This window comes from Alphaproteobacteria bacterium, from assembly GCA_020638555.1.
Classification (GTDB): domain Bacteria; phylum Pseudomonadota; class Alphaproteobacteria; order Bin95; family Bin95; genus JACKII01.
The window spans coordinates 320,486-346,507 of the sequence record JACKII010000001.1 but is presented as its reverse complement, the minus strand read 5'-3'; the positions used below and the strand labels follow the sequence as shown (position 1 = coordinate 346,507).

Here is a 26,022-nt window from a genome sequence, read left to right as displayed (position 1 = left end):
TATCGGGGAGGCTTTGCCCCAGCCTAGCGCCTTCAACCCTTCTCGAACACATCAATGGCGAGGGTGACGTCGCGAACGCCGGTTTCCGGGTCCGGCTCGCCGATGGCGGCGACGCGCGTACCGTAGTCGTGGCCCTTGGCCTCGCGAATGATCTTGGTCGAAACCTCGCGCGGCAGATAGCCCAACTGCTCGCCGGTTTCGGCCACGAACACGGCGGCCAGTTTCAGCGCCCCCATCTGCGCGACCAGAATGGTCTCGGTACCCACCGTCGTGCGGGCGATGATGTCCTGCCGCATCGAGCCGTCCGGATTTTCCAGGTCGATGCCGGACAACGTGGTCTCGAACGAATGGATCGGCTTGCGCTCACCCAGCTCGACGATTTGCGGCGTGTTATCTTTCGGCGCCTTGCGGCGGCGCCCGAACAGCCAACCCAACAAACTCATGCTATGCCCCTATCGCCCGTCCGGATCCGACGGCGCGTCGGCCCCGTCCGCCGGTTCCTCGGTCTCGACCCGATAGCCTTCGCCCAGCCATTTGTGCAGGTCGATGTCGGCGCAGCGCTTGGAGCAGAACGGCCGGTAGTCCGCCGCCGAGGGCTTGGCGCAGATCGGACAGGGGGCCGCGCGGCGGCGCGGGCGCAACGGCACGACATTGCTGGTCGGCGGTTCGGTCATGGTCTCTCCTTCACTCCGCGACGGTGCGGACCGCAAAGTCGACTTGCCGCACGTCCGGATCGGGTTCAAGGCGCGGCTTCTGCCCCAGCACCGCCTCGGCTTCCGCCAGGGCCAGTGGCCAGTCGGCCAGGGCCACCAGGGTCGCCGGGTGCAGGTGTAATGCCAAGCGGCGGTGGGGCTCGGCAAGGCTGGAGTGCACCATGGCACGCAATCCCGCCAGAATGGCCGCGCCGATGCCGCCATCGGCAAGCCGCGACGACAGGGCCGGCGCGATATGCGCGCGGCTGAAGCCATAAAAGCCCAGCGGATCGAACCTGGGGTTGAAATGCAACGGCGCCCGGTCCTCGGCGAACCCCGCCTGCAGATCGCGCAGGACCGCCGCCTCGGCCTTGCCGTCCCGCACGCGCAGGAAGTCGACGACGAACAGCCCCGCGATCTGGCGCAATTGGACCTGCCGCGCCAGTTCAATCGCGGCCTCGCGATTGGTTTGCTGGCGGATCGCCGCGGCATCCCCCTGGGCGCTGCCGGAATCGACGTCAATGGCCCAGCAGGCGCGGGTGCGCTGGAGCCAGAGCGTTCCGCCGGATGCGAGCGGAACCGAAGGCTGCAACGCCTGTTCCAGGGCATAGGCCCCACCCAGCGCCGTGAACGCGTCGGCCGCTTCCAGGTCGACCCGGATGGGCTCGCTTGGCGCCCAGGTCTCCGCCGCGGCCCGGGCCGCAGCACGGGCACGGGCCGAGCCCACGACGATGCGCAGCGGGCCACTGCCCACCCGGTCGATCAGCGCGGCATCGACTCCAGCCGGCGGCCGATGCACGAGGCCGAGGCCGGCCTCGCGCGACAGCGTCTGCCACGCCGCCCGATGACGCTCCAACTCCGCAAGCAGCGGGTCCGGATGGTCGGTCAGATGTGCGGCCGCGGCGCGGACAATGACCCCCTCGCCGGGGCGCAGGGCGCGCTTGACCACACCTTGCAGGCGCGCGGCGGCGCCCTTGGCCAGATCGCGCGAGGCGCTGACGCCGGCGCGGCCCGGCGTATAGACCAGATACCGGCCGGCCAACCGCGCGGCCGGCGACAGGGTCAGGCGTTTGCCCGCCACCGGCAGGCGCGTCACCTGCGCCAGCAGGCGCTGGCCCTCGTGCGGCATGGACCCGCGATGGCGGCTCAGGTCCAGAAAACCCTCTCCGCCCCGGTCGTCGATGGCGACGAACGCCCCCCGCGCCTGGGGGGCGAGACGAACGACGCGCACCGCATGGATCGCGCCGACCAGCATGGGCCGATCGGGCCAGTGCCAGCCAAGGTCCCAGACCTCGCCGGCCCGCAATCCCGCGATCAGCCACTCGCCCGGCGATGCCGAAACGGCAAGGGCATCGACGGGCGGCAGGCGAAAGACATCCTCCGTCACCACCGGAAGCCGGCCCCCCGCAGCAGGGCGGCCGTCTCGAACAGCGGCAACCCGACCACGTTGGAATAGGAGCCGCCGATCCAGGCGACGTATTCCGCGGCAACGCCCTGGATGGCATAGCCGCCGGCCTTGCCGTGCCATTCGCCGCTCGCGAGATAGCGCTGCACATCGTCCCGGTCGAGGCGCTTGAACCGAACGTCGGTCACCACCAGCCGTCGGGTCACGCGGCCGTCGGGCGCGATCAGGGCCACACCGCCATAGACGCGATGTCGGCGACCGCTCAGCAGGGCGAGACAGGCCCGCGCCTCCGCCTCGGTCTCGGCCTTGGGCAGGATACGTCGGCCGACACCGACCACCGTGTCCGCCGCCAGCGTATACGTGCCGGGCTCGGCCACGGCCGCGCCTTTCGCCTCGGCCAGACGCGCCGCCAGTTCGCGGGGTTTCTCGTCCGCGGCCGGAGTCTCGTCCACATCGGCCGGCCGGATCGCGGTCGGGACAAGGCCGATCTGCGCCAACAGGTCGACCCGCCGCGGCGAGGCGCTGGCCAGGATCAGGAAAGACGCTTGGTCAGACATTCGACTTACTTCGGCCCCATCATTTCGACACCGGAAAGGCTTGCAGAATCCGGTCGCGCAGATAGTCGCGCACGGCGCGATAGGCGTCGAGCCGGCGCTCGCGGCTGCCGTATTCGACCGTGGCATCCATGGTCGGCCAGAATTCCACGTCGATCGCCGCCATCCGGGCCATGGCGATGGCCCGCACCTGGGCCGGCGGTGCCAGCGCCACGATCAGATCGAAATAGCCGTCGACCAGATCGTCGAAGGTTTTCGAGGCGTGGCGCGAGACATCGATCCCGACTTCCAGCATCACCGTCGCCACGAACGGGTCCGGATGGCCGGCATGGAGACCGCAGGAGTCCACATAGATTCTCTGGCCGTGAAAATGTTTCAACCAGGCTTCGGCCATGACCGAGCGGGCGACGTTCATCTCGCACGCGAACAGGACGGCTTGGATGCGCTGCGCCATGCCGGCCGGGCCGCCCGTCAGGCTTTCAGATGCAGCACGCTCAGCAGCGTGAACAGCCGGCGCGCCGTATCGAAATCCACCACCGCCTTACCGTCAAGACGCGCGCGCAACAATTCCGTACCGTCATTGTGAATGCCGCGGCGGGCCATGTCGATGGTCTCGATCTGCGAAGGACTGAGGGTGCGGATGGCATCGTAATAACTTTCGCAGATGCCGTGATAGTCCCGAATAATGCGCCGGAACGGCCCCAGTGCCAAGCCGATGATGCGCAGGTCTTCGCCTTTTTCATCCTGAACCCGCAGCAACAGCCGATTGTCGGCAATGCCGAGGACGATATTGTACGGTCCGTCCGGCCCGCCTTCCAGGGCGAAGCGGTTCTCGTCCAGCAGGTCGTCGATGGCGACGGCACGTTCCTGCTCGACCTCGGGCCGGCGGCCGCGGCCGAAGGAGTCGTCGAGACTCAGGCTCACAATGCGCGCGTGGGCGTCCATGGGAGCATCCGGCTCAGCCACGGCCAAGCCGCAGCGCGACCGAGAGCGCATGCGCCCCCAGCCCTTCGGCCTCTGCCAGCGTGACCGCGGCCGGCCCGATCCGGCCGAGCGCCGGCCCGTCACAGCCAAGCAGGGTGGTGCGCTTCAGGAAGTCGTAGAGGCTGAGACCGCTGGCAAAGCGGGCGCTGCGGTCGGTCGGCAGCACGTGGTTCGGCCCGCCGACATAATCGCCCACCGCCTCCGGCGTGTGTGCGCCGAGGAAGATGGCGCCGGCATGGCGGACCCGGGCGGCAAAGCCGTCGGCATCGGCCAGCACCAGTTGCAGGTGCTCCGGCGCGATGGCGTCGACCAGCGGCAGGGCGGCGGCCAGGCCGGGCACGAGAATCAGGGCGCCGTGGTCGCGCCAACTGGCCGCCGCGATCTCGCCGCGAGGCAAGGTCGCGAGCGTGGCCGTGACGGCCGCTTCGACCCGGTCGAGCAGATCGGCACTGTCGGAAACCAGGATGGACTGGGCCGCGGTGTCGTGCTCCGCCTGGGCCAGCAGGTCGGCCGCGAGCCATTCCGCCGGCGCCTGCCCATCCTCGGCAACGATCAGCACTTCCGATGGGCCAGCGATGGTGTCGATACCGACGCGGCCGAACACCAAACGCTTGGCCGCCGCGACATAGGCGTTGCCGGGGCCGACGATCTTGTCCACCGCCGGCACGCTGTCGGTACCGTAGGCCAGCGCCGCAACGGCCTGGGCACCGCCGATGCGGTAGGCCTCGTCCACGCCGGCGATGTGGGCGGCAGCCAGCACCAGCGGGTTCAGCCGGTTGTCCGGCGTCGGCACGGCCATGGCGATGCGCGAAACGCCCGCCACCCTGGCCGGGACCGCGTTCATCAGCACCGACGACGGATAGGCCGCGGTACCGCCCGGCACGTAGACACCGACGCTGTCGAGCGGCGTCCAACGCAGGCCGAGGCGGACGCCAGCGGCGTCGGTCCAGTCCAGGTCTTGCGGGCGCTGGGCCTCGTGAAAGGCGCGGATCCGCTCGGCCGCCAGTTCCAGGGCTTCACGCTGGGCAGGCGGCGTCCCGGCGAAGGCGGCGGCCATCTCTTCCGGCCGGATGCGGACGGTATCCGGGCCGACGGGAAAGCGGTCGAAACGCTCGGTATAGGCGAACAGCGCCTCGTCGCCCTTGGCCCGCACCGCCTGGACGATGTCGGCGGCGGCGCGGTCGGCGGCCGCCTCGGTGTCGCGCTTGGCGTCGAGGAAGGCCGCAAACCGCCCGGCAAACCCGGCGGCGGAGGCGTCAAGCCGCTGCGGCACGGGTCGCCTCCCGAAAGCGTTCGATCCAGCCGTTGATCTCCGCGGGTCGGGTTTTCAGCGCCGTGCGATTGACGATCAGCAGCGAGGTGATGTCAGCAATTTCCTCTACCACTTCCAGCCCGTTCGCCTTCAGCGTCGCGCCGGTGGAGACCAGATCGACAATGCGCCGGCACAAGCCCAGCGACGGCGCCAGTTCCATGGCGCCGTTCAGCTTAATGCATTCCGCCTGCACACCGCGGGCCGCAAAATGGCGCTTGGTAATGTTCGGGTATTTGGTGGCGACGCGGATATGGCTCCAGGTCCTGGGGTCGTCGCGGGCCACCAGTTCCTTCGGCTCGGCCACGGCCAGGCGGCAATGGCCGATGCCCAGGTCGAGCGGCGCATAGATTTCCGGGAAGTCGAACTCCATCAGCACATCGCGGCCGCAAATGCCGATATGCGCCGCGCCGAAGGCGACGAAGGTGGCCACGTCGAAGCTGCGCACCCGCACGATGGACAGCCCGTCGTGATCGGTGGCAAAGCGCAGCGCCCGGCTTTTGGGGTTGTCGAAGTCGGCTTCCGGCTCGATGCCCGCGCCGCGCACCAGCGGCATGGCCTCGTCCAGAATCCGGCCCTTCGGCAGAGCGAGCACCAACGGCTCCCGCCCGCTCATGGTAACGACGGTCATGGGACCATTCCTGGCCTGTGGATATCCAGCCTCTTACCTAGTCGCGCGACGCCCGGCGGTCTACCCCACCTTCGCCGCAGCGGTGAGACGATTGAGCGCCACCTGCCGGCGGTCGAGATAGACCGCCTCGGTCCGGTCGAGCAGGTGCAGCGTGTCGGACCAGAGCGCATCCCAGGCCGGGCCACCGCCAGCGGTGCGGGCGGCCTGGACCAGTTGGCGACAAAACCCCTCGGCGAAATGGGCGAAATGGGCCGCGTCCTGGCCCGCGAGCCCGGCCAGCGCCGTCGTCGCCTCCGCCGGCACGCGGGCCGGCGCGCGCCAGAACTGGGCCAGCGCCTGGTGAATGGCGATGCCGTCGCTTTCCAGCAGGGCGAGGGCCCGGCCGGGGCTGCCCTCGGCCAGTGCCGCGGCATCGGCCAGGGCCTGCGGATCTTCCGTCGGCCGCTGCTCGGCCAACACGGTCCGGACGTCCTCCTGCGACAGGGGGGCCAGACGCAGCAGGCGGCAGCGCGAGCGGATGGTGGGCAGCACCCGCGCCATGCTGTGGGCGACCAGCAGCAGCACCGCGCCGGGCGGCGGCTCCTCCACCAGTTTCAGCAGGGCGTTGGCCCCGGTCGGGTTCAACTCGTCCAGGGCGTCGACAATGACGACGCGCCGCCCGCCCTCGCCCGCGGTCTGGTGCAGGAACGGCCCGAGCCCGCGGACGGCCTCGGCCGGGATGGTCGTGCTCCGGCCGGTGGCGCTATCGGCATCCAGAACCATCAGGTCGGCATGGCCCTTGGCGGCGACCCGGCGGAACACCGGGTCCTCCGGGTCCATCGCCAGACCGGCGGTGGCGGCGGTCGGCGGTGGCTCCTCGCCGAACAGGCCGGGGCCTTCGTCGACCGGCGCTCCGGCGCCACCGGCCAGCAGGAAGCGGGCGAAGCGGAAGGCGAGCGTCGCCTTGCCAATGCCCTTGGCACCCAGAAACAGCCAGGCGTGTGGCAGGCGGCCGCCGGTCACGGCGGCCAGCAGCGTTTCCTCCGCCCGGGCGTGGCCGACCAGGCCGGGGTTGGTGCGCGGCGTCAGCATGGGCCGAGGTCCGGGAACCGCCCCGCCACCGCCTGCCAGATCCCAGCGGCGACGGCATCGACGGACTGCATGGCGTCCAGCACCCGGCAACGGTCCGGCTCGTTTGCGGCGATGGCGAGAAACGCCTGCCGGATGGTCTGGTGACGGGCGAGCGGCCAGCGCTCGTAGCGGCCGGCCGCGCTGCGGGCCGCAGCGCGGGCAAGCCCGTCCTCCGGCGCGAGGTCGAGGATCACGGTCAGGCCCGGCTCCAGCCCTTCCATCACCGGCGCGGCCAGAGCGTCGATCACATCCAGCGGCACCGCCTGGCCGGCCCCCTGGTAAGCGCGGGTCGAATCCAGGAACCGGTCGCAAAGCACCCAGTCGCCGCGCTCCAGCGCCGGAAACACCTTGCGGGCCAGATGCTGGCGGCGCGCGGCGAGGTGGAGCAGGGTTTCCGCGAGCGGGTCCCAGCGACCGGCCTCCCCCTCCACCAGCAGCGCCCGGATGGCTTCGGCGTCAGGCGTCCCACCGGGCTCGCGGGTGACGACCACGGTCTGGCCGCATCTGCGCAGCCGTTCGGCAAGCAGGGCGATCTGTGTGGTTTTGCCCGCGCCCTCACCGCCTTCGAAGGTCACCAGGCGGGCCGGGCCGGCGGTCGTCACGGCAGCACGCTGGCCAGCCAGTGCTGTGTCACGGCCAGCACGCGGCCGACCGGTCCCAGCGCGCCGACATCGGCGCCGGCGATCAGCGGCCGCTCCACCGTTTCGAAGTCAGGCGCCGTCACCCGCAACACGCCCAACCGGTCGCCCTTGCGGATCGGCGCCGGAATCGGCGCATCATAACGCACGGAGACCGCCATCTTGCCGCTGGATGCCCGCGGCAGCGTCACCGCCAGCCGCTGCGCCAGCACCAGGGGCACGCTCGCCCGCTCGCCGAGCCAGACCGGCGCTTCCTCGACCCGATCCTGGGCGTCGAACAGGGTGACCCCCTGGAACGAGCGGAACCCCCATTCTAGCAGGCGTTCCGCCTCGCGCGAGCGCTGGCTGGTGCTGTCCAGGCCGTTCAGCACCAGCACCAGCCGCCGGTCGCCGCGCTTCGCCGAAGCGACCAGACCATAACCGGAGGCCTCCGTATGGCCGGTCTTCAGCCCGTCGGCGCCGATCTCCTTCGAGAGGACCGGATTGCGGTTCGGCTGGGTGATGCCGTTGTAGGTGAAGGATTGCTCCGAGAAATACTTGTAATAGTCGGGGAAGTCGGCGATCAGCAATTCCGCGAGTTTCGCCAGATCGCGCGCCGACATCACCTGCCCTTCGGCCGGCCAGCCGGTGGCATTGACGAAATGGCTGTCGTTCAGGCCCAGTTCACGCGCCCGCGCCGTCATCTGCTCCGCGAACGCCGCCTCGGTGCCAGCCAATCCTTCGGCGACAACGATGCAGGCGTCGTTGCCAGACTGGACGACAATGCCCTGGATCAGGTCCTCCACGCGCACGCGCGTGTCGACCTTGACGAACATTTTCGAGCCGCCCATCTCCCACGCCTTCTTGCTGACGGGGAAGGTATCGTCCAGGGACAAGGTGCCGGCCTTGAGGCGTTCCAGCAGCATGTACACCGTCATCATCTTGCTCATGGAGGCTGGCGCGGTCGGCGTGTGCGCGTCCTTCTCCATCAGCACGGCGTCGCTGGATACATCGATCAAATAGGCGAACCGCGCGGGCGTCTCGATGGACTGGGCCAGTGCCGGCACCGAAACCAGCGCCGACGCAGAGACCAGAACCAGCAGGACCAGGGCTGCCGGATTGAAACGCAACAGGCCGACCGACCTAGCTGCTCGCCACCAAATGTGCGCCTTCAAAACCCACCTCGCGTAGTCGCTCCAGGGCCGTCATGGCCGTGTTTCGGTCAGCATAGGGGCCGACCCGGACCCGGTACAGGGTGCGATCGCCGCGCACGAAAGGCGTGATTTTCACCGGTCCGACGCCGCGCAGCATGCCGCGAGCCCGCTCCGCATAGTCCTCGCTCGAAAAGGCCGCGGCCTGAAGGAACAGCGTCCCGGCCGGGCCGGTTCGCGCCAGCCGGACCGGCGGCTCCGGCGGCGGCCCTTCGTTGAGCTGGACGATGCGGTCGTCCATGCTGCCGACCGACGCGCCCTGCTGCGCCATCTGCGCCATGCGCCGGCTCTCGTTCGGCAAAACGGTCAGCCTGACCTGCGCCAGCCCCTGGTGCTGCAGGTCCAGCGCTTCGGCCGCCGCGCGCGACAGATCGATGATCCGGCCGTCGACATACGGACCGCGGTCATTGACACGCACGATGATCGAGCGGCCATTGTCGAGATTCTGCACCCGGACCACGCTGGGCAGTTGCAGCGTGCGATGGGCCGCGGTGAAGGCGTGCATGTCGTAACGCTCGCCATTCGCCGTCAGCCGACCATGAAAGCCAGGGCCGTACCAGGACGCAATGCCCGACTCGCTCATGTCGAACTGTTCCTGCGGCCGGTACCATTGGCCGGCAATGCGATAGGGCTGGCCGATCTTGTAGCCGGGCTCGATCGCCCGTGCCAAGCGGGCCGCGCTTTCGTCCGACAGGGCCGACGGGGATGGGGCGGGGGTTTGCGTCCCCGAGCAGCCCGCCAGCAGCAGCATGGCGCCGGCCGCCAGAATCATCAAACGTAGCAGGGCGTTCACTCCCTTAGCCGAATCGTCGCTTATTGCACCGATTCGATCCGATCAGACAAGACCCCAACCGCCAGCGCATAAAGATGCGACGGGTTGTAGTTCAATATCCGCCTGTAATTCGGATATGTGGCAAACATCGGGCCATCCTTGCCGTCGGGGGCGACCAGAACCGTCGGCAGCGGCCGGGTCGGCAGTGCCCCGCCGGCCGGCATGCGTACGCCCAGCTCGCCCCAGCGCGGCAAGGGCATGGGCTTAGACTTGTTCGCATCCTCGGACAGCGTCGCCCAGCGCCCGCGCAAACTTGCCGGCACCTGAACCGGACGGCCCCAGGTCTGATCGGCCGTCCAGCCATGGCGGGCCAGATAGTTGGCGATGGACCCGAAAATGTCCGGCAGGGAGTTCCAAATGTCGCGCCTGCCGTCGCCGTCCTCATCCACCGCATAGGCCAGATAGCTGGTCGGGATGAATTGCGGCTGGCCCATGGCGCCCGCCCAGGACCCTTTCATCGTCGCCAGATCGATATAGCCCTTGTCGGCCATGCGCAGCGCCGCCAGCAATTGGGACTGAAAGAAGCTGGAGCGGCGCCGGTCATAGGACAGCGTGGCCAGCGCCGCGACGACGGCTTCCTTGCCGGTGTGGCGACCGTAAAAGCTCTCAATACCCCAGATCGCCAGGATGAACCGCGACTGGACCCCGTATTTGCGGCTGATCCGCGCCAGCAGGTCCGCATGGTCGCGCGCCATCGCCCGGCCTTGCTGCACCTTGGCATCCGTCACCACCCGGTCGATATACTGGGGAAAGGTCAGGGTGAATTCGGGCTGTTTGCGATCGCGCTCCAGAATGGACTGGATCGGCTCCAAACCGTCGAGCGCGGCGTGCAGGGTCGTCTCGCCAATGCCCTCAGCCTTGGCCTTGGCGCGGAATCCGGCGAGCCAGTCCGCCCAGTCGGCCGGAGCGGACAATGCCGGCGCCGCCAACAGCCCCGCTAACAGCACGGAGGCCATCAGGCCAAGCCAACCAGCAACAGGGCGCCGCATCATGGTCATTCCTTCCGGGGGCCGGGAAACACGCTGTTGCTATAGCCTGCGGCATAGTAGGCCAGCAAGCCAACGTATTCGTGCGCCGCCAGATCCAGATCGCGCCAGTGCAGGGCCGGGGCCAGCACCGGCCAGCGCTCGCGGCCCGACGTCTGGTAATCGACCGGATAGGCAATCGGGTCCCAACCCTCCGCCCGAAACACCCCCATGGCGCGCGGCAGGTGGTAGGACGAGGTCACGAGCAGCCAGCGGGATCCTGCTTTCGGCTTGACCAGGGCCCGGGTGTCGCGCGCGTTCTCGTAAGTGTTGCGGGATTGGTCTTCCAGCAGCACCCGGCCGGGCGGCAGGCCCAGCGCCGGCAGGTAGGGCGCCAGCGCGGCGGCTTCGGTGATACGGACCCGCCGCACGTCGCCGGAACCGCCGGAATAGACCAGCCGCGCCTTGGGAAAACGGCGCGCCAACATGGTCATTTCAACCACCCGCTCGGCATAGCGGTTCAACGACAGGGCGTTCCTCGCGTCGGCAATGTCGGTGCGCAACGCACCGCCCAGCACGACGATTCCGTCGATCGGACCGATCGCGTCCAGGTCCGGCCGCGGGAAGCGGTTTTCCAATGGCGCCAGCAGCCAGGCTCCCACCGGCAGCACCGAGACGGCGAGGAGCAGCGCGCCCGCGCCGGTCACGACGATGCGCCCCACCCGCGGCCGCCAATAGAGCAGCCCCACCCCCACGGCCAACACCAGGAGCAACAGCGCATCGGGCTCGAGCAGGATCTGGGCCAGCTTCGAAAGCGTGAACAGCAGGTCGCTCATCGTCCGCCCGCGCGGGCCCGGTCCGGCGTTCCGGTCACGATTCGGTCACGCCGCGGCGCAACAGATCGGTGAACGGCTGAACCAGATAGTTCAGCAAGGTCGTCTCGCCGGTCGTGATCATCACTTCCACCGGCATGCCGGGTGCAAGCTGCAGGTCCTTGATCCGCGCTGTCTCGCCCTCGTCCAGGCGAATGCGCGCGTCATAATAGGGAGCCCCCGTCTTCGGATCGACGAGACGGTCGGCCGAGACGTTGATGACGGTGCCGCGCAGTTCCGGCGTGCGCCGGGCGCTGAACGCGGTCAGACGCACATTCGCCCGCAGGCCGGTGTGCACCACGTCGATATCGGTCGGATCGACCCGCGCGCGGATGATGCGCCCCTCGCTGAGCGGCACGATCTGCATCAGCGGCTCGCCCGGCTTGACGATGCTGTTGGCGGTATGGATCTGCATGTTGACAACCACGCCGGCGACCGGCGCGACGATGCTGGTCCGCGCGAACACGTCGCGGGCGGCGGAAAGCCGTTCCTGCAGGTCGGCGATTTCGCCCTGGGTGTCGCGCAGCTCGCGGATCGCCTTTTCCACAGCCTCGGTCTTGAGATTGGTGGCGCGCAGGTCCGCCTCGGCAATGCTCTGGCGGGCACGGGCGATGTCCGCCATGTTGCGGCCGCGCCGCCCCAGAATCTGCGCCTCCTGCCGTTGCAGCGCATAGAGGCGCGCGCGCGGCGACAGGCTCTTGTCGACCAGCGATCTGACGTCGCCCAACTCGGCGCGAATGTGCACCAGTTCCTGGTCGATGGCGGCAACCTCGGCGGTGAGACCGTCGATTTCCTCGCCGAACTGCTGCTTGCGATTGTCGAGAATGGCCAACTGGCTGGCCATCGTCTCCGCGCCACTGTGCAGGATATTGCGTTGCACTTCGATCACGTGCCGCACCTGCGGGTCGCGCGTCGCCTCGTCGGTGAGCCAGGCCGGCACGTCCAGGGCCTCCTCCCCGTCCCGCTCGGCCGTCAACCGCGCCGCCAGGGCGGTGGCGTAGACCAGACGGGTTTCCAGCACGCCGACACTGGCGCGAGCCTGGGTATCGTCCAGCTGGATCAGCGTCTCGCCCGCGGTCACCTCGTCGCCGTCCCGCACCAGGATCTTGCGGACAATGCCACCTTCGAGGTGTTCGACGCTGCGGCGGTCGCCCTCAACGATGACCTCGCCGTGTGCGATCGCAGCGCTTTCCAGCGGGGCGAGGGCAGCCCATGCACCGAACCCGCCGATGAACACCAGAATCATCAACAGGCCGATGCGCAAGGTGCTGGCAAAGCCCATGTCGCGAAATCCGGGCCGCGGCGGCGGAGCCTCGGTGAAGGTGGCGACCTGGCTGCCGCCCTGACGCGGCACTACGGCGCGGCGGGCCATGGCTCAGCCCTCTCCCTTGGCCGCGGGCGGGACGGCATCCGGCGCGACAGCATTCGGCTCGGCCGCGCCGGGGCGAATGCGGATCCGGGAATCGGCGCCAGGGCTCAGCGGTTGCACCGAAACGCCGCCGGAGCCATTGCCCCGGGCCGCCGGTCGCGCCGGAGCCGGCTCACCCTGCGGCGCTGAACCCGGCGGCGATGCGATCTGCGCCTGGGCACCACCGCCCGGCATCAACTTGGCCAGCACCTCATCCCGCGGCCCCTTGGCCTCGAGCCGGCCCTGATTGAGCACGATGACGCTATCGACGAAGCTCAACACGCTGGGGCGATGGCTGACGATGATGACGGTCGACCCCATGGCCTTGAGCTCTTTGAGGGTTTCGAGCAGGGCCATGTCGCCTTCGCGGTCGAGATTGGCATTGGGCTCGTCGAGGACCAGGAATTTCGGCTGCCCGAACACGGCCCGCGCCATGGCGATGCGCTGACGCTGCCCGCCGGAGAGCCAGACGCCGCCCTCGCCCATCTGGGTGTCATAGCCATCGGGCAAGCGCAGGATCATTTCATGCACCCGGGCGAGGCGCGCGGCCGCGACGATCTCCTCCGGCTCGCAATCGGTCAGCCGGGCGATGTTTTCGCGCACCGTGCCGTCGAACAGCTCGACGTCCTGGGGCACATAGCCGATATGCCGGCCGCGGTCGTTGGCGTGCCAGTAAGCCAGATCGGCCCCGTCCAGTCGCACCGTGCCCGCCGTCGGCAGCCAACTGCCGACCAGCAGGCGCGCCAGCGTGGTCTTGCCCGAGGCCGACGGCCCCACCAGCCCGACCTGCTCGCCCGGCCGCACCTCGAAACTGACCTGACGCAACACCGGTTCGCGCTGTCCCGGCGGAACGAACGTCACCCCCTCGACCGAGACCTGCCCTTTCGGCTCCGGCAGGCTCATCGGTTCGCCCTCGTCTTCCTGGCGTTCGATCAGGCCGCGAATGCTGCGAAAGGCGTTGCGCGCACCGGTAAAGCCGCGCCAGGCGTTGATCGACTGCTCGATCGGCGCCATGGCCCGGCCGAGAATGATGGAAGCCCCGATCATGCCGCCCCCGGTCAGCTCGCCCAGGATCACCAGATAGGCACCGGCGCCGAGAATGCCGATCTGCACCACCAGGCGCATCATCCGCGCCACCGCCGATATCAGGCCGGAGGCATCGCTCGCATCCGCCTGATAGCCCAGGCCCACCTCGCCCGCCGACCGCCATTTGTCGACCACGGCGGGGCCCATGCCCAGCGCCTCGATCACGTCCGCATTCCGCACCGCCGCATCGGCCCGGTAGAGCGATTGGTTGATGCCGCGCGATGCCCGCGACAGCGCCGGGCGCGTCAGCAGATCGTTGGCGACGGCAAACAGGAACACCACGACCGCGCCGGCAATGGACAGCCAGCCAAGCAGCGGGTGCAGGAAAAAGATAATGGCGATGTAGATGGGGACCCAGGGCGCATCCAACAGCGGAAACACGCCCGGCCCGGTCACGAACTGCCGCAGCGTGTTCAGTTCGCGCAGCGCGCTTGCCGCCTGTATGCCGGCACCGGAGCGGCGCAGGCTCTCCACCATGCTGACCATGAGCAGCGGCCCGGAGAGCTGTCGGTCGATCCAGGTACCCAAACGAACCATGATGCGCGAGCGCACGACTTCCATTGCCGCCATCACCATCAGCGCCACCAGCGCCATCAGGCTCAGCAACAGCAGCGTATCGGTGTGCCGGGTCGGCAGAACCCGGTCATACATCTGCATCATGTAGATGGGGACGGTCAGCATCAGCAGGTTGAGCACGATGCTGAAAATGGCGACGGCAAACATCGCCCGGCGGGCGCCGGCGACAGCCCGTCTCAGTGCGGCACGCGGTTGCATTGTCTCCCCCAAGACCCTTGTACTCCGGATTTGGTTCGCGGTTTTTTTTACAGGGGGGCGCTTCGTCGATATAGAATTCGAAGAGCGACCTTAAAGCAGAACCTGAACCCGACCGCCAGCGACACGTTGTATCTGCTGCGCGTCAGCGTAACTATCACAGGTCAAGGGCGGATGAATGCGGGCGGAACGGGCCCCATCCGCCCGCGGATGGCTTGCCGGTCGCCGCACGGCCCGCCATGATCGCGGACAACTACGGACATTCGCGAGGAAATCTGCCCATGCGCGCGCTCGAAGGCATTCGTGTCGTCGACTTCACCCAGGTCATCGCCGGCCCATTCGCCACCCAGCACCTGGCGCTGCTCGGCGCCGATGTGGTCAAGATTGAACAGCCGGGCGTCGGCGACCAGGGGCGCAAGCTCCTGGGCGACAACGACTGGGGCAAGGCGAGCCTCAGCCCGATGTTCCTGGCCTGCAATGCCGGCAAGCGCAGCATCACGCTGGACCTGAAAAGCGAGGCGGCCAAGCCCATCGTCTGGCGGCTGATCGAGCGCGCCGACGTGGTGATGGAGAACTTCAAGGCCGGCGTGATCGAGAAGCTGGGCTTCGGCTACGAGGCCGTAAAAGCGGTCAAGCCCGATATCGTCTACTGCTCGGTCACCGGCTATGGCCAGACCGGCCCCTACGCCGGCGCCGCCGCCTATGACGGCGCCATCCAGGCGACCAGCGGCATGATCGCGGTGACCGGCCTGCCGGAAACGCCGGTCAGGGCCGGCTTCATGAGCGTCGACGTGCCCACCGCCATCAGCGCGACCATGGCCATTCTGGGGGCGCTGGTGCGGCGCGAGCGCACCGGCCAGGGCCAGCAGCTGGACGTGTCGATGCTGGACACCGCCATGACGATCCTGGGGCCGCAGGTCTCGAACTATCTGAACACGGGCGCGGACTCGCCCCGGGTCGGCAATTCCTCGCCAGCGCTGATCCCGACCGCCGGCGTGTTCACCACTGCGGACGGCTTCATCATGGTCACCTGCCTGACCGACGGCCAGTTCCGCGCCACCGCCAAGGCCGTGGACCGGGAACACTGGCTGACGGACCCGATCTTCCAGGATTTCGATTCGCGCAAACAGCATTACCACGTGGTCGAAGCCGCGATGCACGAGGCCTTCAGCGCCCGGACCACGGCGGAATGGGACCGGATCATGGGCGAGGCGAAAGTGCCGGCGGCCCCGGTGAACTCCCTGCCCGATGCCAGCAAGCATCCGCAATTGGAACACCGCGAGGTGTTCACGCAACTGGGCCAGTTCGGACCGATCCAGCGGCCGGCCTATGGCATCGGCGCCCCCTTCCTCGCCAACGAGGACGCGCCGCGGCCGGATCGCCCGCCGCCCTTGCTGGGCCAGCACAACGACGAGGTTCTGGCGGAACTGGGTTATTCGAGCGATGAGATCGCAGCCCTGCGCGAAGCGGGGACGATCTGACCCGTCCGCTCCCAAGGAGACCCGATGTCATGCGCTTTTCCTATCTGACGCTCGACGTGTTCACCGAGCGGCGCTTCGGCGGCAACCAGCTGGCGGTGTTGCCGGATGCACGCGGGCTCTCAACGGAGCAAATGCAGGCCATCGCGCGCGAATTCAACTACTCCGAGACCACGTTCGTGCTGCCCGCCAGCGCGGCGGAGAATGATGCCCGGGTCCGCATTTTCACGCCGGCCCGCGAGGTGCCGTTCGCCGGCCATCCCAATGTCGGCACCGCCCACGCGCTCGCACTGCTGGGGCGGGTGCAGGGTCGGCCGGTGGGCGACGTGCTGCGCTTCGAGGAAGAAGCCGGTCTGGTGACGCTCAGCATCGCCCGCGACGGCATGGGCGCACCGCTCGCCACCGAGTTCACCGCACCGGCGGCGCTGGAGCTGGGCGAGAGCGTGCCCCTCGCGCATGTGGCCGCGGCGTCGGGCCTGCCGGCGGACGCCTTCTCCACCTCACGCCACACACCGCAAACCGCCTCGGTCGGGCTGCCCTTCACCCTGGCCGAGGTGCGGGACCTGGCGGCGCTGGCGGCGGTCAAGCCGGACCTGGCGGCGTTCGAGACGCATTTCGCCGGACGCAGCGGCGACGCGCTCTACCTCTATGTCCGCACTGGGGCGCACCAGGTGCAGGCGCGAATGCTGGCGCCGTTGCACGGCGTGATCGAGGACCCGGCCACCGGCAGCGCCGCGGCGGCACTCACCGGCTTTCTGGCCCATCTGGACGCGAAGAGCGACGGCACCGTCCCGCTCACCATCGCCCAGGGACTGGAAATGGGTCGGCCGAGCCTGATCCAGGGCGCCGCGGACAAGAGCGGCAACCAGGTCGCGGCGGTGCGGGTCGGCGGCCCGTCAGTGGCGGCGATGGAAGGGTTCCTGACGGTTTGAGCGCCCCCGAAACTCCCGACACCCCTTCCGAACCGCTCGACTGGCGCCTGCACGCGTTTCGCCCGGATCTGGCGGATGCGCGGCTGCGTGGCCGGGTCCCGGCACCCCGGTTCGTCGCGGGCCGGCCCGCCCGGATTGTCGGCGCCGCCGAACCGCTGCTGCGTCGCCCCGAACCACCGGCGCCGATGGACAGCCAGCTTTTGCCCGGCGAGGCGGTCACCGTGTTCGACGAGGCCGGCGACTGGGCCTGGGTGCAAAGCCGGCATGACGGCTATGTCGGCTATGTCCGCCGCCGGGCGCTGGCCGACGGCTGGCGGGAGGCCACGCATGTGGTTTGTGCGCGCCAGACCGTGGTGCTGCCGGACGCGAAGCAGGAAGGCTCGCCAACGGCTTATCCGAGCCTGGGCACGCCGCTCGCCGTCGCGGAAGACGGAGGCCGGTTCGCACGACTGGAGGATGGCGGCTATGTCTTTGCCGGCCATTTGCGGCCCATCGCCGAACCCGAACGCGATTGGGTGGCAGTGGCGCGACGCCTGATCGGCCTGCCCTATCTCTGGGGCGGGCGCGGCGCCGGCGGGGTGGACTGTTCCGGCCTGGTGCAAATCGCGCTCGCCGCCTGTGGCCTTGCCTGCCGGCGCGACAGCGACCAGCAGGCCGCGAGCATCGGCGCGCCGGTGCCACCGCAACCGGACGCCTGGCAACGCGGCGACACGATCTATGTGAAAGGCCATGTGGTCATCGACACCGGCGAGGGCACGGTGGTGCACGCCACCGGCCGCACCTGGAGCGTGATCGAGGAGCCGCGCGAGGTGTGCCTCGCCCGCCTCGCCGGGCTGGGGCTGCCGGTGACGGCCGTGCGGCGGCCCCGCCTCGACCCGAAAGGGCTAAGCGGTTAGAGTTTCGCCCAACGCAGAACGCTAGCACGCAGAGGATATCGCCCCATGAAATTCGGCCTGTTTTACGAGCACCAGGTGCCCCGCCCCTGGGACGAGCGCTCGGAACACCGGGTGTTTCACGAGTCCCTGGAACAGATCGAACTGGCCGACCGGCTCGGCATCGACCATGTCTGGGAGGTGGAGCATCACTTCCTGGAGGAATACTCGCATTCCAGCGCGCCGGAAGTGTTCCTGGCGGCCGCCAGTCAGCGGACCAAAAACATCCGGCTCGGCCACGGCATCAACCTGACCTCGCCGCTCTACAACCACCCGGCCCGGGTGGCCGAGCGCGTCGCGACCCTGGACCTGCTCTCCAATGGCCGCGTCGAATGGGGCACGGGCGAAAGCGCCACGCTGATGGAGATGGAAGGCTTCAACATCGTGCCGGAGGAGAAACACTCCCAATGGCGCGAAGGCGCCGAGCAGGCCGCCAACATGATGGCGATGGCGCCCTATCCCGGCTATCAGGGCCAGTATTTCTCCATGCCGGCGCGCAACGTGCTGCCGAAGCCGTTCCAGAAACCGCACCCGCCGCTCTGGCTCGCCTGCTCGCGCCGCGACTCGATCCTGCGCGCCGCACGGTTCGGCATGGGCGCGCTGATTTTCGGCTTCGTCGAGCCGGAGCAGGCAGCCGAGTGGGTGAAGGACTACTACGCCATCATCAAGTCGGACGAGTGTGTGCCCCTGGGCCACACGGTCAACCCGAACCTGGCGGCGGTGAGCGGTTTTTCCCTGCACAAGGACGAGGCCGAGGCGGAGCGGCGCGGCCTGCCGGGCTTCCGCTATTTCGGCTACTCGCTGGCGCACTACACCAATTTCGGCGCACACACGCCAACGGTAACGGGCGTGGCCGAGATGTTCGACGAGGTCTACGACTCCCTGCCCGACAATGCCGGTCGCGGCGGCATCGGCACGCCGGAGCAGGTGGAGGCGCATCTGCGCGGCTATGAGGACATCGGCCTCGACCAGATCATCTTCGTCCAGCAGGTGGGCCGCAACGCGCACGAGCACATTTGCGAGACGCTGGAAACCTTTGCCGACACCCTGCTGCCGGCCTTCAAGGAGCGGGAAGACAAGCGGCAAAAGGCCAAACAGGCCGAACTTGCCCCCTATATCGAGGCGGCGCTGGCCCGCAAGGAGCGCATGGCTGACCTGCCGCGGGACCAAATCCCGACGGTGAAGGCGGCCGGCAAGCGGCGGATCGAGTCCGGCGAGGTCGATCCCACCGGCGGCGCCTTCGTCGACAAGACCCGCGGCGGCGCCATCCCGATTCCGCACGCCGACCCGCGCGCCAATCCCCAGGCCGCCGCCAAGGCGAAATGACGCGAACGCTGGGACGCAGCGCATCCGGGGCCGACCGGCTGGTCGGCCCCGCTTTGCTTGTGTGCCTGCCGCTGCTGGTGGCTGGCTTGGTCCTGCCAAGCCTGCACTTCCAGAATCTCTGGGTTCTGAGCCAGGACTATTCGCTCTGGGGGGCGGCGTGGACCTTTTGGAACAAGGGGCATTACAGCCTGTTCGCGGTGTTGTTCGCCTTCACGGTCGTGCTGCCGCTGGCGAAGGTGGGGCTGGGCCTCTGGGTGTTCTATGGGGCGGACATCGCCAGCCTGCCGGCGAAGCGCTGGCTGCATCCGCTGGCGGCGATAGCGAAATGGTCGATGCTGGACGTGTTCATCGTCGCCGTCGTCATCCTCGCACTGGAAGGTTCACTATTGACTGCGGCCAATCTGGGGCTCGGGATCGCTTTGTTTGCCGCAGCGGTCGTGCTATCGGGATGGGCTTACGGTCGGCTTGCCCGCCTGGCCGTAACCGTTTCCACCGCAGACGAAAGTTCCCCCCATGCATGACCTGGTGTTGAAAGGCGGCCGCATCGTCGACCCGGCCCAGAAGATCGACCGCGTCACCGACATCGCCTTTGCCGACGGCAAGGTCGCCGCGATCGGCGACGGGCTGCAAGCCCGCGACGTGCGCGACGTGTCGGGCAAGATGGTGACCCCGGGCCTGATCGACCTGCACACCCATGTCTATGCGGGGCACACCTCCATCGGCATCGAGCCCGATCCTTACGCGCTGGCGACCGCCTGCACCACGCTGGTCGACGCCGGCACCGCGGGTCCGGCGAATTTCGATGGCTATCGCCGCCACATCGTCGAGCCGGCGGACGTCAACATCGTCAGCTATATCAACATCTCGTTTGCCGGAATTTTTGCGTTCTCGAAAACCGTCATGGTCGGGGAATGCGCCGATTTCCGCCTGCTGCATGCGGAATCCTGCCTGAACGCGATCGAGCGGCACCGCGACATCATCTGCGGCGTCAAGGTCCGCATCGGCATGACCGCCTCCGGCGGCAAGGGTGCAGCCCCGCTCGACATCGCCCTGGAAGTCGCGGACGCTGCCGGCCTGCCGGTCATGTGCCACCTGGACTACCCGCCACCGTCGCGCAAGGAGGTGCTGGCCCGCCTGCGCAAGGGCGACGTGCTCACCCACTGCTTCCGCCCCTTCCCCGGCGCACCCAGCCACTATGACGGCCGCGTGCGTGAGGAAGTGCTAGCGGCGCGCGAGCGCGGCGTAATCTTCGATGTCGGCCATGGCGGCGGCTCGTTCGGCTGGAAAACCGCGGACGACATGGTCTCGGCCGGCTTCCTGCCCGACTGCATCTCGTCCGACGTGCACTCGCTCAGCATCGAGGGCCCGGCCTACGACCAGTTGGTGACCATGTCGAAATTCCTGCACCTGGGCATGAGCGAGGCCGAGGTCATCCGCGCGTCCACCCAGGGCCCGGCCAATGCCATCGGCCGGCCCGAACTGGGCTCGCTGGAGATCGGCACGCCGGGCGACGCCTCGGTGCTCTCCATCGACGACGGCGACTACACCCTGCGGGACGTGAAGGGGCTGGAACGGCACGCCGGCAAGCATGTCCGCGCCCATGGCATGGTGATGCAAGGCGTGTTCCGCGCAACCCTGCCGCCGATTGCCTGACGCCATCGCCGCAACGGGCGTTGGGAGCGCGCCCGATCTGTGTTAACCTTCAACGGGTTTCGGCCGCCTGTGCCGATAGTCGGACGGTGGACCGGGACCGGTTGGAGGACAAGTCATGGCGGCGCGCAAACCCAAATTCGAGAAGGTTCCGTATTGCGCCGAACCGGTGGTTCCGGTCCGGCCCGTGGCCGACACGGTCAGCGGCCGGCGCCTGTCGCTGGTGCGCATGAACGAGAAGAAATGGACCAACGGCACCGTCCTGCACTATTTCTTCTTCCGCGACGCCCCCTGGGGCGCCGACGACGCCCAGATGCAGGCCGTGCGCGATGCCTTCAAGACCTGGAAGAATCTGGGCATCGGCCTGGAATTCGAAGAGGTGCACGAGCCGACCGAGGCCGAGATCCGCATCGGCTTCGACCAGAACGACGGCTCCTGGTCCTATGTCGGCCGCGACAATATCGATTACTGGGAGGCCAAGAGCCCGGACAACCGGACCATGAATTTCGGCTGGGACCTGACCACACCCTATGGCCACGACACCGCCTTGCACGAAATCGGCCACGCCATGGGCTTCCCGCACGAACACCAGAACCCGATGGCCGGCATCGTCTGGGACGAGCCGGCGGTGCTGGAAGAGTTCAGCGGCCCGCCGAACAGCTGGCCGGAGCAGACAATCCGCCACAACATCCTGCGCAAGCTGCCGTTCGACCAGGTCAGCGGCTCGCCCTGGGATCGCGACTCGATCATGCACTACCGCTTCGCACCCGGTCTGATCCTGAAGCCGGAACCGCTGGGCCGCACCGGCCTGATCCCGAAAGCGGGGCTCTCCGACGCCGACAAGGAACAGGTCCGGCATTTCTACCCGCCAATGGCGCCCATAATCCCCGAACTCGACCTGTTCGAGTCGCGCCGGATCACGCTGGAGCCGAGCGAGCAGGCGGATTTCCGGATCAAGCCGCAGATGAGCCGCAGCTACACCCTCCAGACCTTCGGTCAATCGGACGCCGTACTCGTCCTGTTCACCGAGGAGGACAATGGCGACCTGCGCTATGTCGCCGGCGATGACGACAGCGGCTCGGATCGCAACGCCAAGTTGGAGCAGCGCCTGGAGCGCGGCCGAAGCTATGTGGTGCGCGTTCGCCTGTACTGGTCGTTCCGCAGGGGCGAAACCGCGGTGATGTACTGGTAGGAGCGGCGGCAGATCCCGGCTCAAGGCCGGGAAAGCGGCTTAGCTTCAGCGCTTTCCCGGCCGAGCCGGAGGTGAGGGCCGGGATCTCCAGGGGGAGACGCACAATACTTGCGGCGAGGATCGGGCCCCCCTCAGGGCCCGGGCGACCGGGAGGACGGGGGCAAATTGGGGTCGGGCCAGGGGCCTTTCGAGTCCGGCCAGCGGCGGTGCAGCCAGAACCAGTTGCCCGGCTGGGCCCGGATCTGTGCCTCGATGCGGCGGTTCAGCAGGGCGGTCGCCTCATAGTCCGCCGCCTTACGCGCTTTCACCGACCGGTCTGCCGGCTGCGGCAGGTCGATCACTTCGGCGTGCAGACGATAGCGGGCCGGCCCCATACGCTCCGCATAGCCGATGACCACGACGGCCCGGAAGCGCATCGCCATTTGCGAGGGCGCCGGCGTGGTCATGGCCGGCCGGCCGAAAAACGGCACGGCAATGCCCTCGTTCAGCTTCTGGTCGATCAACATGCCAAGATTGCCGCCGGCCGCCATCACCCGCTGAATGGCGCGAAAACCATCCAGGCTTTTCGGGAAGAGTTGCAGGTCCGGCCCACGCATGCGGCGGAAATAGGCATCGACCAGCGGGTTGTTGGCGCGGCGGTAGATCAACGCCTGAGGGAAGCCCGACCGCGCGGCAACCCGGCCGAACACCTCGAAATTCGAGAGATGCGCGCCGACGAAGATCATGGCCCGTCCCTCGCCCTTCGCCGCCCACAACCGATCCAGGGTCGCCGGGTCGAGTTCCACCCGGTCGTCGCCGGTGATCGCGTCCAGATGCGGCATCTCGCCGAAAATGCGCCCCAGATTGTCCCAGCAAGCCCGGACGATGGCCTCGCATTCCGCGGGACCGAGTTCGGGCATGGCCAGGGCCAGGTTGCGGCGGATGCGGTTGGAGGCGGGGATACGCGGCCCGATGGTGCGCGCCACCCAGCCTCCCAGGTTCGACGCCTGCTCGGGCGACAGCAGGCCCAGCAGGCCGAACAGCGATCGCAACAGCGCATATTCCAACGGGTCGAGCAGCCAGCGTTGCAAGCGGGTTCGGGTCATGGGGCGGCTTCCAGGCGAGCGGATGCGAGGCGGGTTGTCAGCCAGGCGGTCAGGGCGGCCGGGTCCTCGAATTGCAGGGCAACGGGCAACGGCTCCACCCGCTTTTGCCAGTCCGCCGGCAACCGGACATGGTCTTTTTCGGTGGTGACCAGCACCGCGTCCGATCCGGCCACACGGGCCAGAGCCTGCAATTCGGTGTCTTGGAAACGGTGGTGGTCGGCGAAGGCCTGCGTGGAGCGTAGGTCGGCGCCAAGCGTGCGCAGGGTCGCGAACAACTTCTCGGGCCGGGCGATGCCGGCGAAGGCAACCACGGCGCGGCCCCGCCACGACGCGCCCGCCGCTAACGGCCGGACGTGGGCGTGGAACACGGGGCCGGCGAACGGCAGGGCCGGCGAGCCCTCGCCGATCAGCACCACGGCATCGGCCCGGGCAAACCCCCGCGCCGCCGGCTCGCGCAGCGGCCCCGCCGGCAGGCAGCGGCCATTGCCCAGGCCCTGAGCCGCGTCGATCACCAGTAGCGAGACGGTCTTCGCCAGTGTCGGGTTCTGGAAGCCGTCATCCATGAGGATCAGGCCCGCGCCGGCTTCTGCCGCGGCACGGGCGCCCGCCGGACGATCGCGCGAGATCCAGGCCGGCAGATGGCGAGCCAGCAGCAAGGGTTCGTCACCGACATCCTCGGCCGAATGCCGGGCGGGGTCGACCCGGACCACACCGGACAGGCGCCCGCCATAGCCGCGGCTGAGCGCGTGCGGGGTCCGATCCCGCAGCAGATCGGCCAATGCGAGCACTGTCGGCGTTTTGCCGGCACCGCCCGCCACCAGATTGCCGACACAGACGACCGGCACCGGTGCCCGCACCGGACGCGCGCGCCGCCAGCGCCACCAGCCGGCGACGGCGTAGAGCCACCCCGCAGGCGCCAGCAGCCACGACCAGAGGGAGTCCCGCTGCCAGAACTCAGGAGTGCGCATGCGGCTCGGTCCGCGGCCGGGCCGGCGTGGCGGCGGCAATGTGGGGCGAAAGGGCGGCCAGCACCTGCTCCAGCACCTGGCTTTCCGCAGCGGCAACGCGGGCGGCCGCGTCGATCATATGCCGACGCAGCCCGTCATCCTCCAGCAGTGCCCACACGGCCTTGGCGACGGCCTCGGCATCCGGCGTGCGATAGGCGCCGCCGGCGGCACACAGGCTCTCGCACACCTCGCGGAAATTGAACACGTGCGGGCCGAACAGGATGGCGGCGCCGAGGCGCGCCGGCTCCAGCGGGTTGTGGCCGCCGATTTCGACCAGCGAGCCGCCGACAAAAGCCACCTTGCCGAGGCGATAGAACAGGCCCAGCTCGCCCAGCGTATCCGCGATATAGACCGCGCCGTCCGGCCAGTCGCCGCGGCTGCGCAATTGCGGCTTGAAACGCTGGAAGCTGGTCTCGGCCCAGGTCACGCCCCGATGCGGATGGCGGGGCACGACAATGGTCAGCAGGTCCGGCCGTTCCCGGACCAGCGCCTCATGAACCGCCGCCACCGCCTCGTCCTCGCCCGGATGCAGGCTGGCGGCGACCCAGCAGGGCCGCTGGCCGATGATCGCCTGCAGGCGACGCAGTTCGTCGGCGTCGTAGGGCAAGGGCGGGGCCGCGGATTTCAGATTGCCGCGCACCTCGACATGCGGCGCGCCCAGGCGGATGAAGCGGGCGGCATCCTCCGCGGTTTGCGGCAGCACCAGGTCGAACGACGCCAGCAAGCGGCGGGCCGTGCGCGGCCAACGGCGCCAGCCGCTGGCCGAACGGTCCGACATGCGGCCGTTCAGCAGCACCATGGGGATGCCGCGCTCGTGGGTGAGCGAGATCAGATTGGGCCAGAGTTCGGACTCCACCCACAGGGCCAGTTGCGGTTGCCAGTGGTCGAGAAAGCGACCGACCGGACCGGGCCGGTCCACGGGCACATACTGGTGCAGCACCCCGTCCGGCGCCCGGTCCTGGATCAGCCGCGCCGACGTGACCGTGCCGGTGGTCAGGAGAATGCGCCAGTCCGGGTTTTCCAGGCGGAAGCGGTCGAGAAACGGCAGCACCGAGATCGCCTCGCCGACGCTGGCGGCGTGGCACCAGACCAGCCGGCCCGAGGGTCGGGCCAGTCCCGGATGGCCCAGACGCTCCGGCAGGCGCACCGGGTCCTCGCGGCCCTCGGCCTGGCGGCGGCGCAGATACAGCCGGACGAACGGCCCGGCCAGCCGGGTCAGAAGACGATAGAGCGACAGGAGCACGAGGCCGGCCTCCTCATGCCGGCGCCGGCTCGGCCGGCTTCACCGCCGGCGCCCCAACCAGGTCGTCGGCCTCCGCCGTCAGGCGGTTCATCTCGGTTTCGAGCTGTAGGCGCAGGCGCTCGCGCTCGGTCGCGCTGGCATCGGCGGGGATGACGATCGGGTCGCCGACCAGGAACGCCGCGCGGGTGAACGGCACCGGCACCGGCACGATCATCCGGTCCCAGGAGCCGATGCGGATGGCGGGAGAGAGCGCCGCCGACACCGGCACCAGATCGACCCCGGCCATCTGGGCCAGGCGGATCGCACCGGCGCTGGCGCGCATGCGCGGGCCACGCGGCCCGTCCGGGGTGATGCCGATAAGCCGGCCTTCCTGCAGGCGCAACACCACCTGCCGGGCTGCGGAAACGCTGCCCCGGTTGCGCTGGCCACGGGCGGTCGAACCTTCGACCACGCCATAGCCCAGCTTGCGGGCGGTGTTGGCGATCAGGCGGCCATCGCGCGAGCGCGAAATCAGGATATCGCCCCGCGTACTGCGCCAGCAGAGCGCCATGGGCAACAACCGGCCGTGCCAGAAGCAGGCCAGCACCGGCTTGCCGCGCGCCAGGATCGCCTCACCCTTCGCCGAGTCGTCACGCACCAACCGGAAACAGGCGCGCGCCGTCTTTAGATACGCCGCCGCGACGGACGGCAAGGCGGCCTGTACGGCCTCACTGCCCAGAAACCGCTTCAC

Annotated in this window: 27 protein-coding genes; 7 read left to right on the top strand and 20 right to left on the bottom strand. The window is 68.8% G+C overall.

Going from position 1 to position 26,022, the window contains the following annotated elements; all coding sequences use genetic code 11:
* Positions 1-32: 32 nt before the first annotated feature.
* The 16 genes from H6844_01620 to H6844_01545 all read right to left on the bottom strand — a co-directional run bounded on the left by H6844_01620 (position 33) and on the right by H6844_01545 (position 14,450).
* Positions 33-443 (bottom strand): hypothetical protein, encoded by a 411-nt coding sequence (locus H6844_01620; GenBank protein MCB9928105.1) that lies wholly within the window; start codon positions 441-443, stop codon positions 33-35.
* A gap of 9 nt (positions 444-452) precedes the next feature.
* Positions 453-674, bottom strand: coding sequence for a DNA gyrase inhibitor YacG (yacG, locus tag H6844_01615; protein ID MCB9928104.1), 222 nt, complete (start codon positions 672-674; stop codon positions 453-455).
* A 10-nt stretch (positions 675-684) separates the two neighbouring features.
* A complete protein-coding gene (locus H6844_01610; GenBank protein MCB9928103.1) occupies positions 685-2,079 on the bottom strand; it encodes a ribonuclease E/G in 1,395 nt (464 codons plus the stop codon).
* The gene (gene maf / locus H6844_01605; protein ID MCB9928102.1) at positions 2,076-2,654 is read right to left on the bottom strand and encodes a septum formation protein Maf; all 579 of its coding nucleotides are present in this window, start codon (positions 2,652-2,654) and stop codon (positions 2,076-2,078) included. The genes H6844_01610 and maf overlap by 4 nt, the downstream gene beginning before the upstream one ends.
* A gap of 19 nt (positions 2,655-2,673) precedes the next feature.
* The gene (locus H6844_01600) at positions 2,674-3,105 is read right to left on the bottom strand and encodes a low molecular weight phosphatase family protein (protein ID MCB9928101.1); all 432 of its coding nucleotides are present in this window, start codon (positions 3,103-3,105) and stop codon (positions 2,674-2,676) included.
* A gap of 17 nt (positions 3,106-3,122) precedes the next feature.
* A complete protein-coding gene (locus H6844_01595; GenBank protein MCB9928100.1) occupies positions 3,123-3,647 on the bottom strand; it encodes a UPF0262 family protein in 525 nt (174 codons plus the stop codon).
* The gene (gene hisD, locus H6844_01590) at positions 3,610-4,908 is read right to left on the bottom strand and encodes a histidinol dehydrogenase (GenBank protein MCB9928099.1); all 1,299 of its coding nucleotides are present in this window, start codon (positions 4,906-4,908) and stop codon (positions 3,610-3,612) included. Before hisD ends, H6844_01595 begins: the two co-directional genes overlap by 38 nt.
* Positions 4,892-5,560: an ATP phosphoribosyltransferase gene (locus H6844_01585; GenBank protein ID MCB9928098.1), complete on the bottom strand. Its 669-nt coding sequence runs from the start codon at positions 5,558-5,560 to the stop codon at positions 4,892-4,894. The genes hisD and H6844_01585 overlap by 17 nt, the downstream gene beginning before the upstream one ends.
* Before the next feature lie 75 nt (positions 5,561-5,635).
* Positions 5,636-6,646, bottom strand: coding sequence for a DNA polymerase III subunit delta' (locus H6844_01580; protein MCB9928097.1), 1,011 nt, complete (start codon positions 6,644-6,646; stop codon positions 5,636-5,638).
* Complete coding sequence (locus H6844_01575) at positions 6,640-7,287, bottom strand: dTMP kinase (GenBank protein MCB9928096.1); 648 nt, start codon at positions 7,285-7,287, stop codon at positions 6,640-6,642. The genes H6844_01580 and H6844_01575 overlap by 7 nt, the downstream gene beginning before the upstream one ends.
* Positions 7,284-8,411, bottom strand: a complete 1,128-nt coding sequence (locus tag H6844_01570; protein MCB9928095.1) for a D-alanyl-D-alanine carboxypeptidase — start codon at positions 8,409-8,411, stop codon at positions 7,284-7,286. Before H6844_01570 ends, H6844_01575 begins: the two co-directional genes overlap by 4 nt.
* A gap of 34 nt (positions 8,412-8,445) precedes the next feature.
* Positions 8,446-9,306 carry a septal ring lytic transglycosylase RlpA family protein gene (locus H6844_01565; GenBank protein MCB9928094.1) on the bottom strand — a complete coding sequence of 287 codons (861 nt, stop codon included), beginning with the start codon at positions 9,304-9,306 and terminating at the stop codon, positions 8,446-8,448.
* 20 nt (positions 9,307-9,326) lie between these two features.
* Entirely contained in the window at positions 9,327-10,337 is a 1,011-nt protein-coding gene (locus tag H6844_01560; GenBank protein MCB9928093.1) for a lytic murein transglycosylase, read from the bottom strand.
* 2 nt (positions 10,338-10,339) lie between these two features.
* Complete coding sequence (locus H6844_01555; protein MCB9928092.1) at positions 10,340-11,146, bottom strand: YdcF family protein; 807 nt, start codon at positions 11,144-11,146, stop codon at positions 10,340-10,342.
* 34 nt (positions 11,147-11,180) lie between these two features.
* Complete coding sequence (locus tag H6844_01550; GenBank protein ID MCB9928091.1) at positions 11,181-12,554, bottom strand: HlyD family type I secretion periplasmic adaptor subunit; 1,374 nt, start codon at positions 12,552-12,554, stop codon at positions 11,181-11,183.
* A gap of 3 nt (positions 12,555-12,557) precedes the next feature.
* Complete coding sequence (locus H6844_01545; protein ID MCB9928090.1) at positions 12,558-14,450, bottom strand: type I secretion system permease/ATPase; 1,893 nt, start codon at positions 14,448-14,450, stop codon at positions 12,558-12,560.
* 278 nt (positions 14,451-14,728) lie between these two features.
* On the opposite strand from H6844_01545, the gene H6844_01540 reads away from it, so the two are divergent.
* The 7 genes from H6844_01540 (at position 14,729) to H6844_01510 (ending at position 21,957) form a co-directional block, all read left to right on the top strand.
* Positions 14,729-15,928, top strand: coding sequence for a CoA transferase (locus H6844_01540; GenBank protein ID MCB9928089.1), 1,200 nt, complete (start codon positions 14,729-14,731; stop codon positions 15,926-15,928).
* Positions 15,929-15,957: 29 nt separating this feature from the next.
* Positions 15,958-16,857 (top strand): PhzF family phenazine biosynthesis protein, encoded by a 900-nt coding sequence (locus H6844_01535; GenBank protein MCB9928088.1) that lies wholly within the window; start codon positions 15,958-15,960, stop codon positions 16,855-16,857.
* A complete protein-coding gene (locus H6844_01530; protein MCB9928087.1) occupies positions 16,854-17,753 on the top strand; it encodes a C40 family peptidase in 900 nt (299 codons plus the stop codon). The genes H6844_01535 and H6844_01530 overlap by 4 nt, the downstream gene beginning before the upstream one ends.
* A gap of 45 nt (positions 17,754-17,798) precedes the next feature.
* Complete coding sequence (locus H6844_01525; GenBank protein ID MCB9928086.1) at positions 17,799-19,115, top strand: LLM class flavin-dependent oxidoreductase; 1,317 nt, start codon at positions 17,799-17,801, stop codon at positions 19,113-19,115.
* Positions 19,112-19,636 (top strand): paraquat-inducible protein A, encoded by a 525-nt coding sequence (locus H6844_01520; protein ID MCB9928085.1) that lies wholly within the window; start codon positions 19,112-19,114, stop codon positions 19,634-19,636. The genes H6844_01525 and H6844_01520 overlap by 4 nt, the downstream gene beginning before the upstream one ends.
* Positions 19,629-20,768 (top strand): amidohydrolase/deacetylase family metallohydrolase, encoded by a 1,140-nt coding sequence (locus tag H6844_01515; protein MCB9928084.1) that lies wholly within the window; start codon positions 19,629-19,631, stop codon positions 20,766-20,768. Before H6844_01520 ends, H6844_01515 begins: the two co-directional genes overlap by 8 nt.
* A 115-nt stretch (positions 20,769-20,883) precedes the next feature.
* Positions 20,884-21,957, top strand: a complete 1,074-nt coding sequence (locus H6844_01510) for a hypothetical protein (protein ID MCB9928083.1) — start codon at positions 20,884-20,886, stop codon at positions 21,955-21,957.
* Between the two features lie 131 nt (positions 21,958-22,088).
* Here H6844_01510 and H6844_01505 read toward each other — a convergent pair whose 3' ends face one another.
* From H6844_01505 to H6844_01490, 4 genes are read right to left on the bottom strand one after another with little or no spacing between them, the layout of a single operon-like run.
* Entirely contained in the window at positions 22,089-23,042 is a 954-nt protein-coding gene (locus H6844_01505; GenBank protein MCB9928082.1) for a lauroyl acyltransferase, read from the bottom strand.
* Entirely contained in the window at positions 23,039-24,010 is a 972-nt protein-coding gene (locus tag H6844_01500) for a tetraacyldisaccharide 4'-kinase (GenBank protein MCB9928081.1), read from the bottom strand. Before H6844_01500 ends, H6844_01505 begins: the two co-directional genes overlap by 4 nt.
* Positions 23,997-25,292 (bottom strand): 3-deoxy-D-manno-octulosonic acid transferase, encoded by a 1,296-nt coding sequence (locus H6844_01495; protein MCB9928080.1) that lies wholly within the window; start codon positions 25,290-25,292, stop codon positions 23,997-23,999. Before H6844_01495 ends, H6844_01500 begins: the two co-directional genes overlap by 14 nt.
* A gap of 13 nt (positions 25,293-25,305) precedes the next feature.
* Positions 25,306-26,022: a lysophospholipid acyltransferase family protein gene (locus H6844_01490; GenBank protein ID MCB9928079.1), complete on the bottom strand. Its 717-nt coding sequence runs from the start codon at positions 26,020-26,022 to the stop codon at positions 25,306-25,308.

Excerpts from the sequence above, each read along its gene's own strand:
- H6844_01620 (MCB9928105.1), bottom strand. The coding sequence starts at position 443 with ATGAGTTTGTTGGGTTGGCTGTTCGGGCGCCGCCGCAAGGCGCCGAAA.
- H6844_01585 (MCB9928098.1), bottom strand. The coding sequence starts at position 5,560 with ATGAGCGGGCGGGAGCCGTTGGTGCTCGCTCTGCCGAAGGGCCGGATT.
- maf (MCB9928102.1), bottom strand. The coding sequence starts at position 2,654 with ATGTCTGACCAAGCGTCTTTCCTGATCCTGGCCAGCGCCTCGCCGCGG.
- H6844_01500 (MCB9928081.1), bottom strand. The coding sequence starts at position 24,010 with ATGCGCACTCCTGAGTTCTGGCAGCGGGACTCCCTCTGGTCGTGGCTG.
- H6844_01520 (MCB9928085.1), top strand. The coding sequence starts at position 19,112 with ATGACGCGAACGCTGGGACGCAGCGCATCCGGGGCCGACCGGCTGGTC.
- yacG (MCB9928104.1), bottom strand. The coding sequence starts at position 674 with ATGACCGAACCGCCGACCAGCAATGTCGTGCCGTTGCGCCCGCGCCGC.
- H6844_01550 (MCB9928091.1), bottom strand. The coding sequence starts at position 12,554 with ATGGCCCGCCGCGCCGTAGTGCCGCGTCAGGGCGGCAGCCAGGTCGCC.
- H6844_01545 (MCB9928090.1), bottom strand. The coding sequence starts at position 14,450 with ATGCAACCGCGTGCCGCACTGAGACGGGCTGTCGCCGGCGCCCGCCGG.
- H6844_01540 (MCB9928089.1), top strand. The coding sequence starts at position 14,729 with ATGCGCGCGCTCGAAGGCATTCGTGTCGTCGACTTCACCCAGGTCATC.
- H6844_01595 (MCB9928100.1), bottom strand. The coding sequence starts at position 3,647 with ATGCGCTCTCGGTCGCGCTGCGGCTTGGCCGTGGCTGAGCCGGATGCT.
- H6844_01510 (MCB9928083.1), top strand. The coding sequence starts at position 20,884 with ATGGCGGCGCGCAAACCCAAATTCGAGAAGGTTCCGTATTGCGCCGAA.
- H6844_01505 (MCB9928082.1), bottom strand. The coding sequence starts at position 23,042 with ATGACCCGAACCCGCTTGCAACGCTGGCTGCTCGACCCGTTGGAATAT.
- H6844_01555 (MCB9928092.1), bottom strand. The coding sequence starts at position 11,146 with ATGAGCGACCTGCTGTTCACGCTTTCGAAGCTGGCCCAGATCCTGCTC.
- H6844_01525 (MCB9928086.1), top strand. The coding sequence starts at position 17,799 with ATGAAATTCGGCCTGTTTTACGAGCACCAGGTGCCCCGCCCCTGGGAC.
- H6844_01580 (MCB9928097.1), bottom strand. The coding sequence starts at position 6,646 with ATGCTGACGCCGCGCACCAACCCCGGCCTGGTCGGCCACGCCCGGGCG.
- H6844_01515 (MCB9928084.1), top strand. The coding sequence starts at position 19,629 with ATGCATGACCTGGTGTTGAAAGGCGGCCGCATCGTCGACCCGGCCCAG.
- H6844_01600 (MCB9928101.1), bottom strand. The coding sequence starts at position 3,105 with ATGGCGCAGCGCATCCAAGCCGTCCTGTTCGCGTGCGAGATGAACGTC.
- H6844_01560 (MCB9928093.1), bottom strand. The coding sequence starts at position 10,337 with ATGATGCGGCGCCCTGTTGCTGGTTGGCTTGGCCTGATGGCCTCCGTG.
- H6844_01535 (MCB9928088.1), top strand. The coding sequence starts at position 15,958 with ATGCGCTTTTCCTATCTGACGCTCGACGTGTTCACCGAGCGGCGCTTC.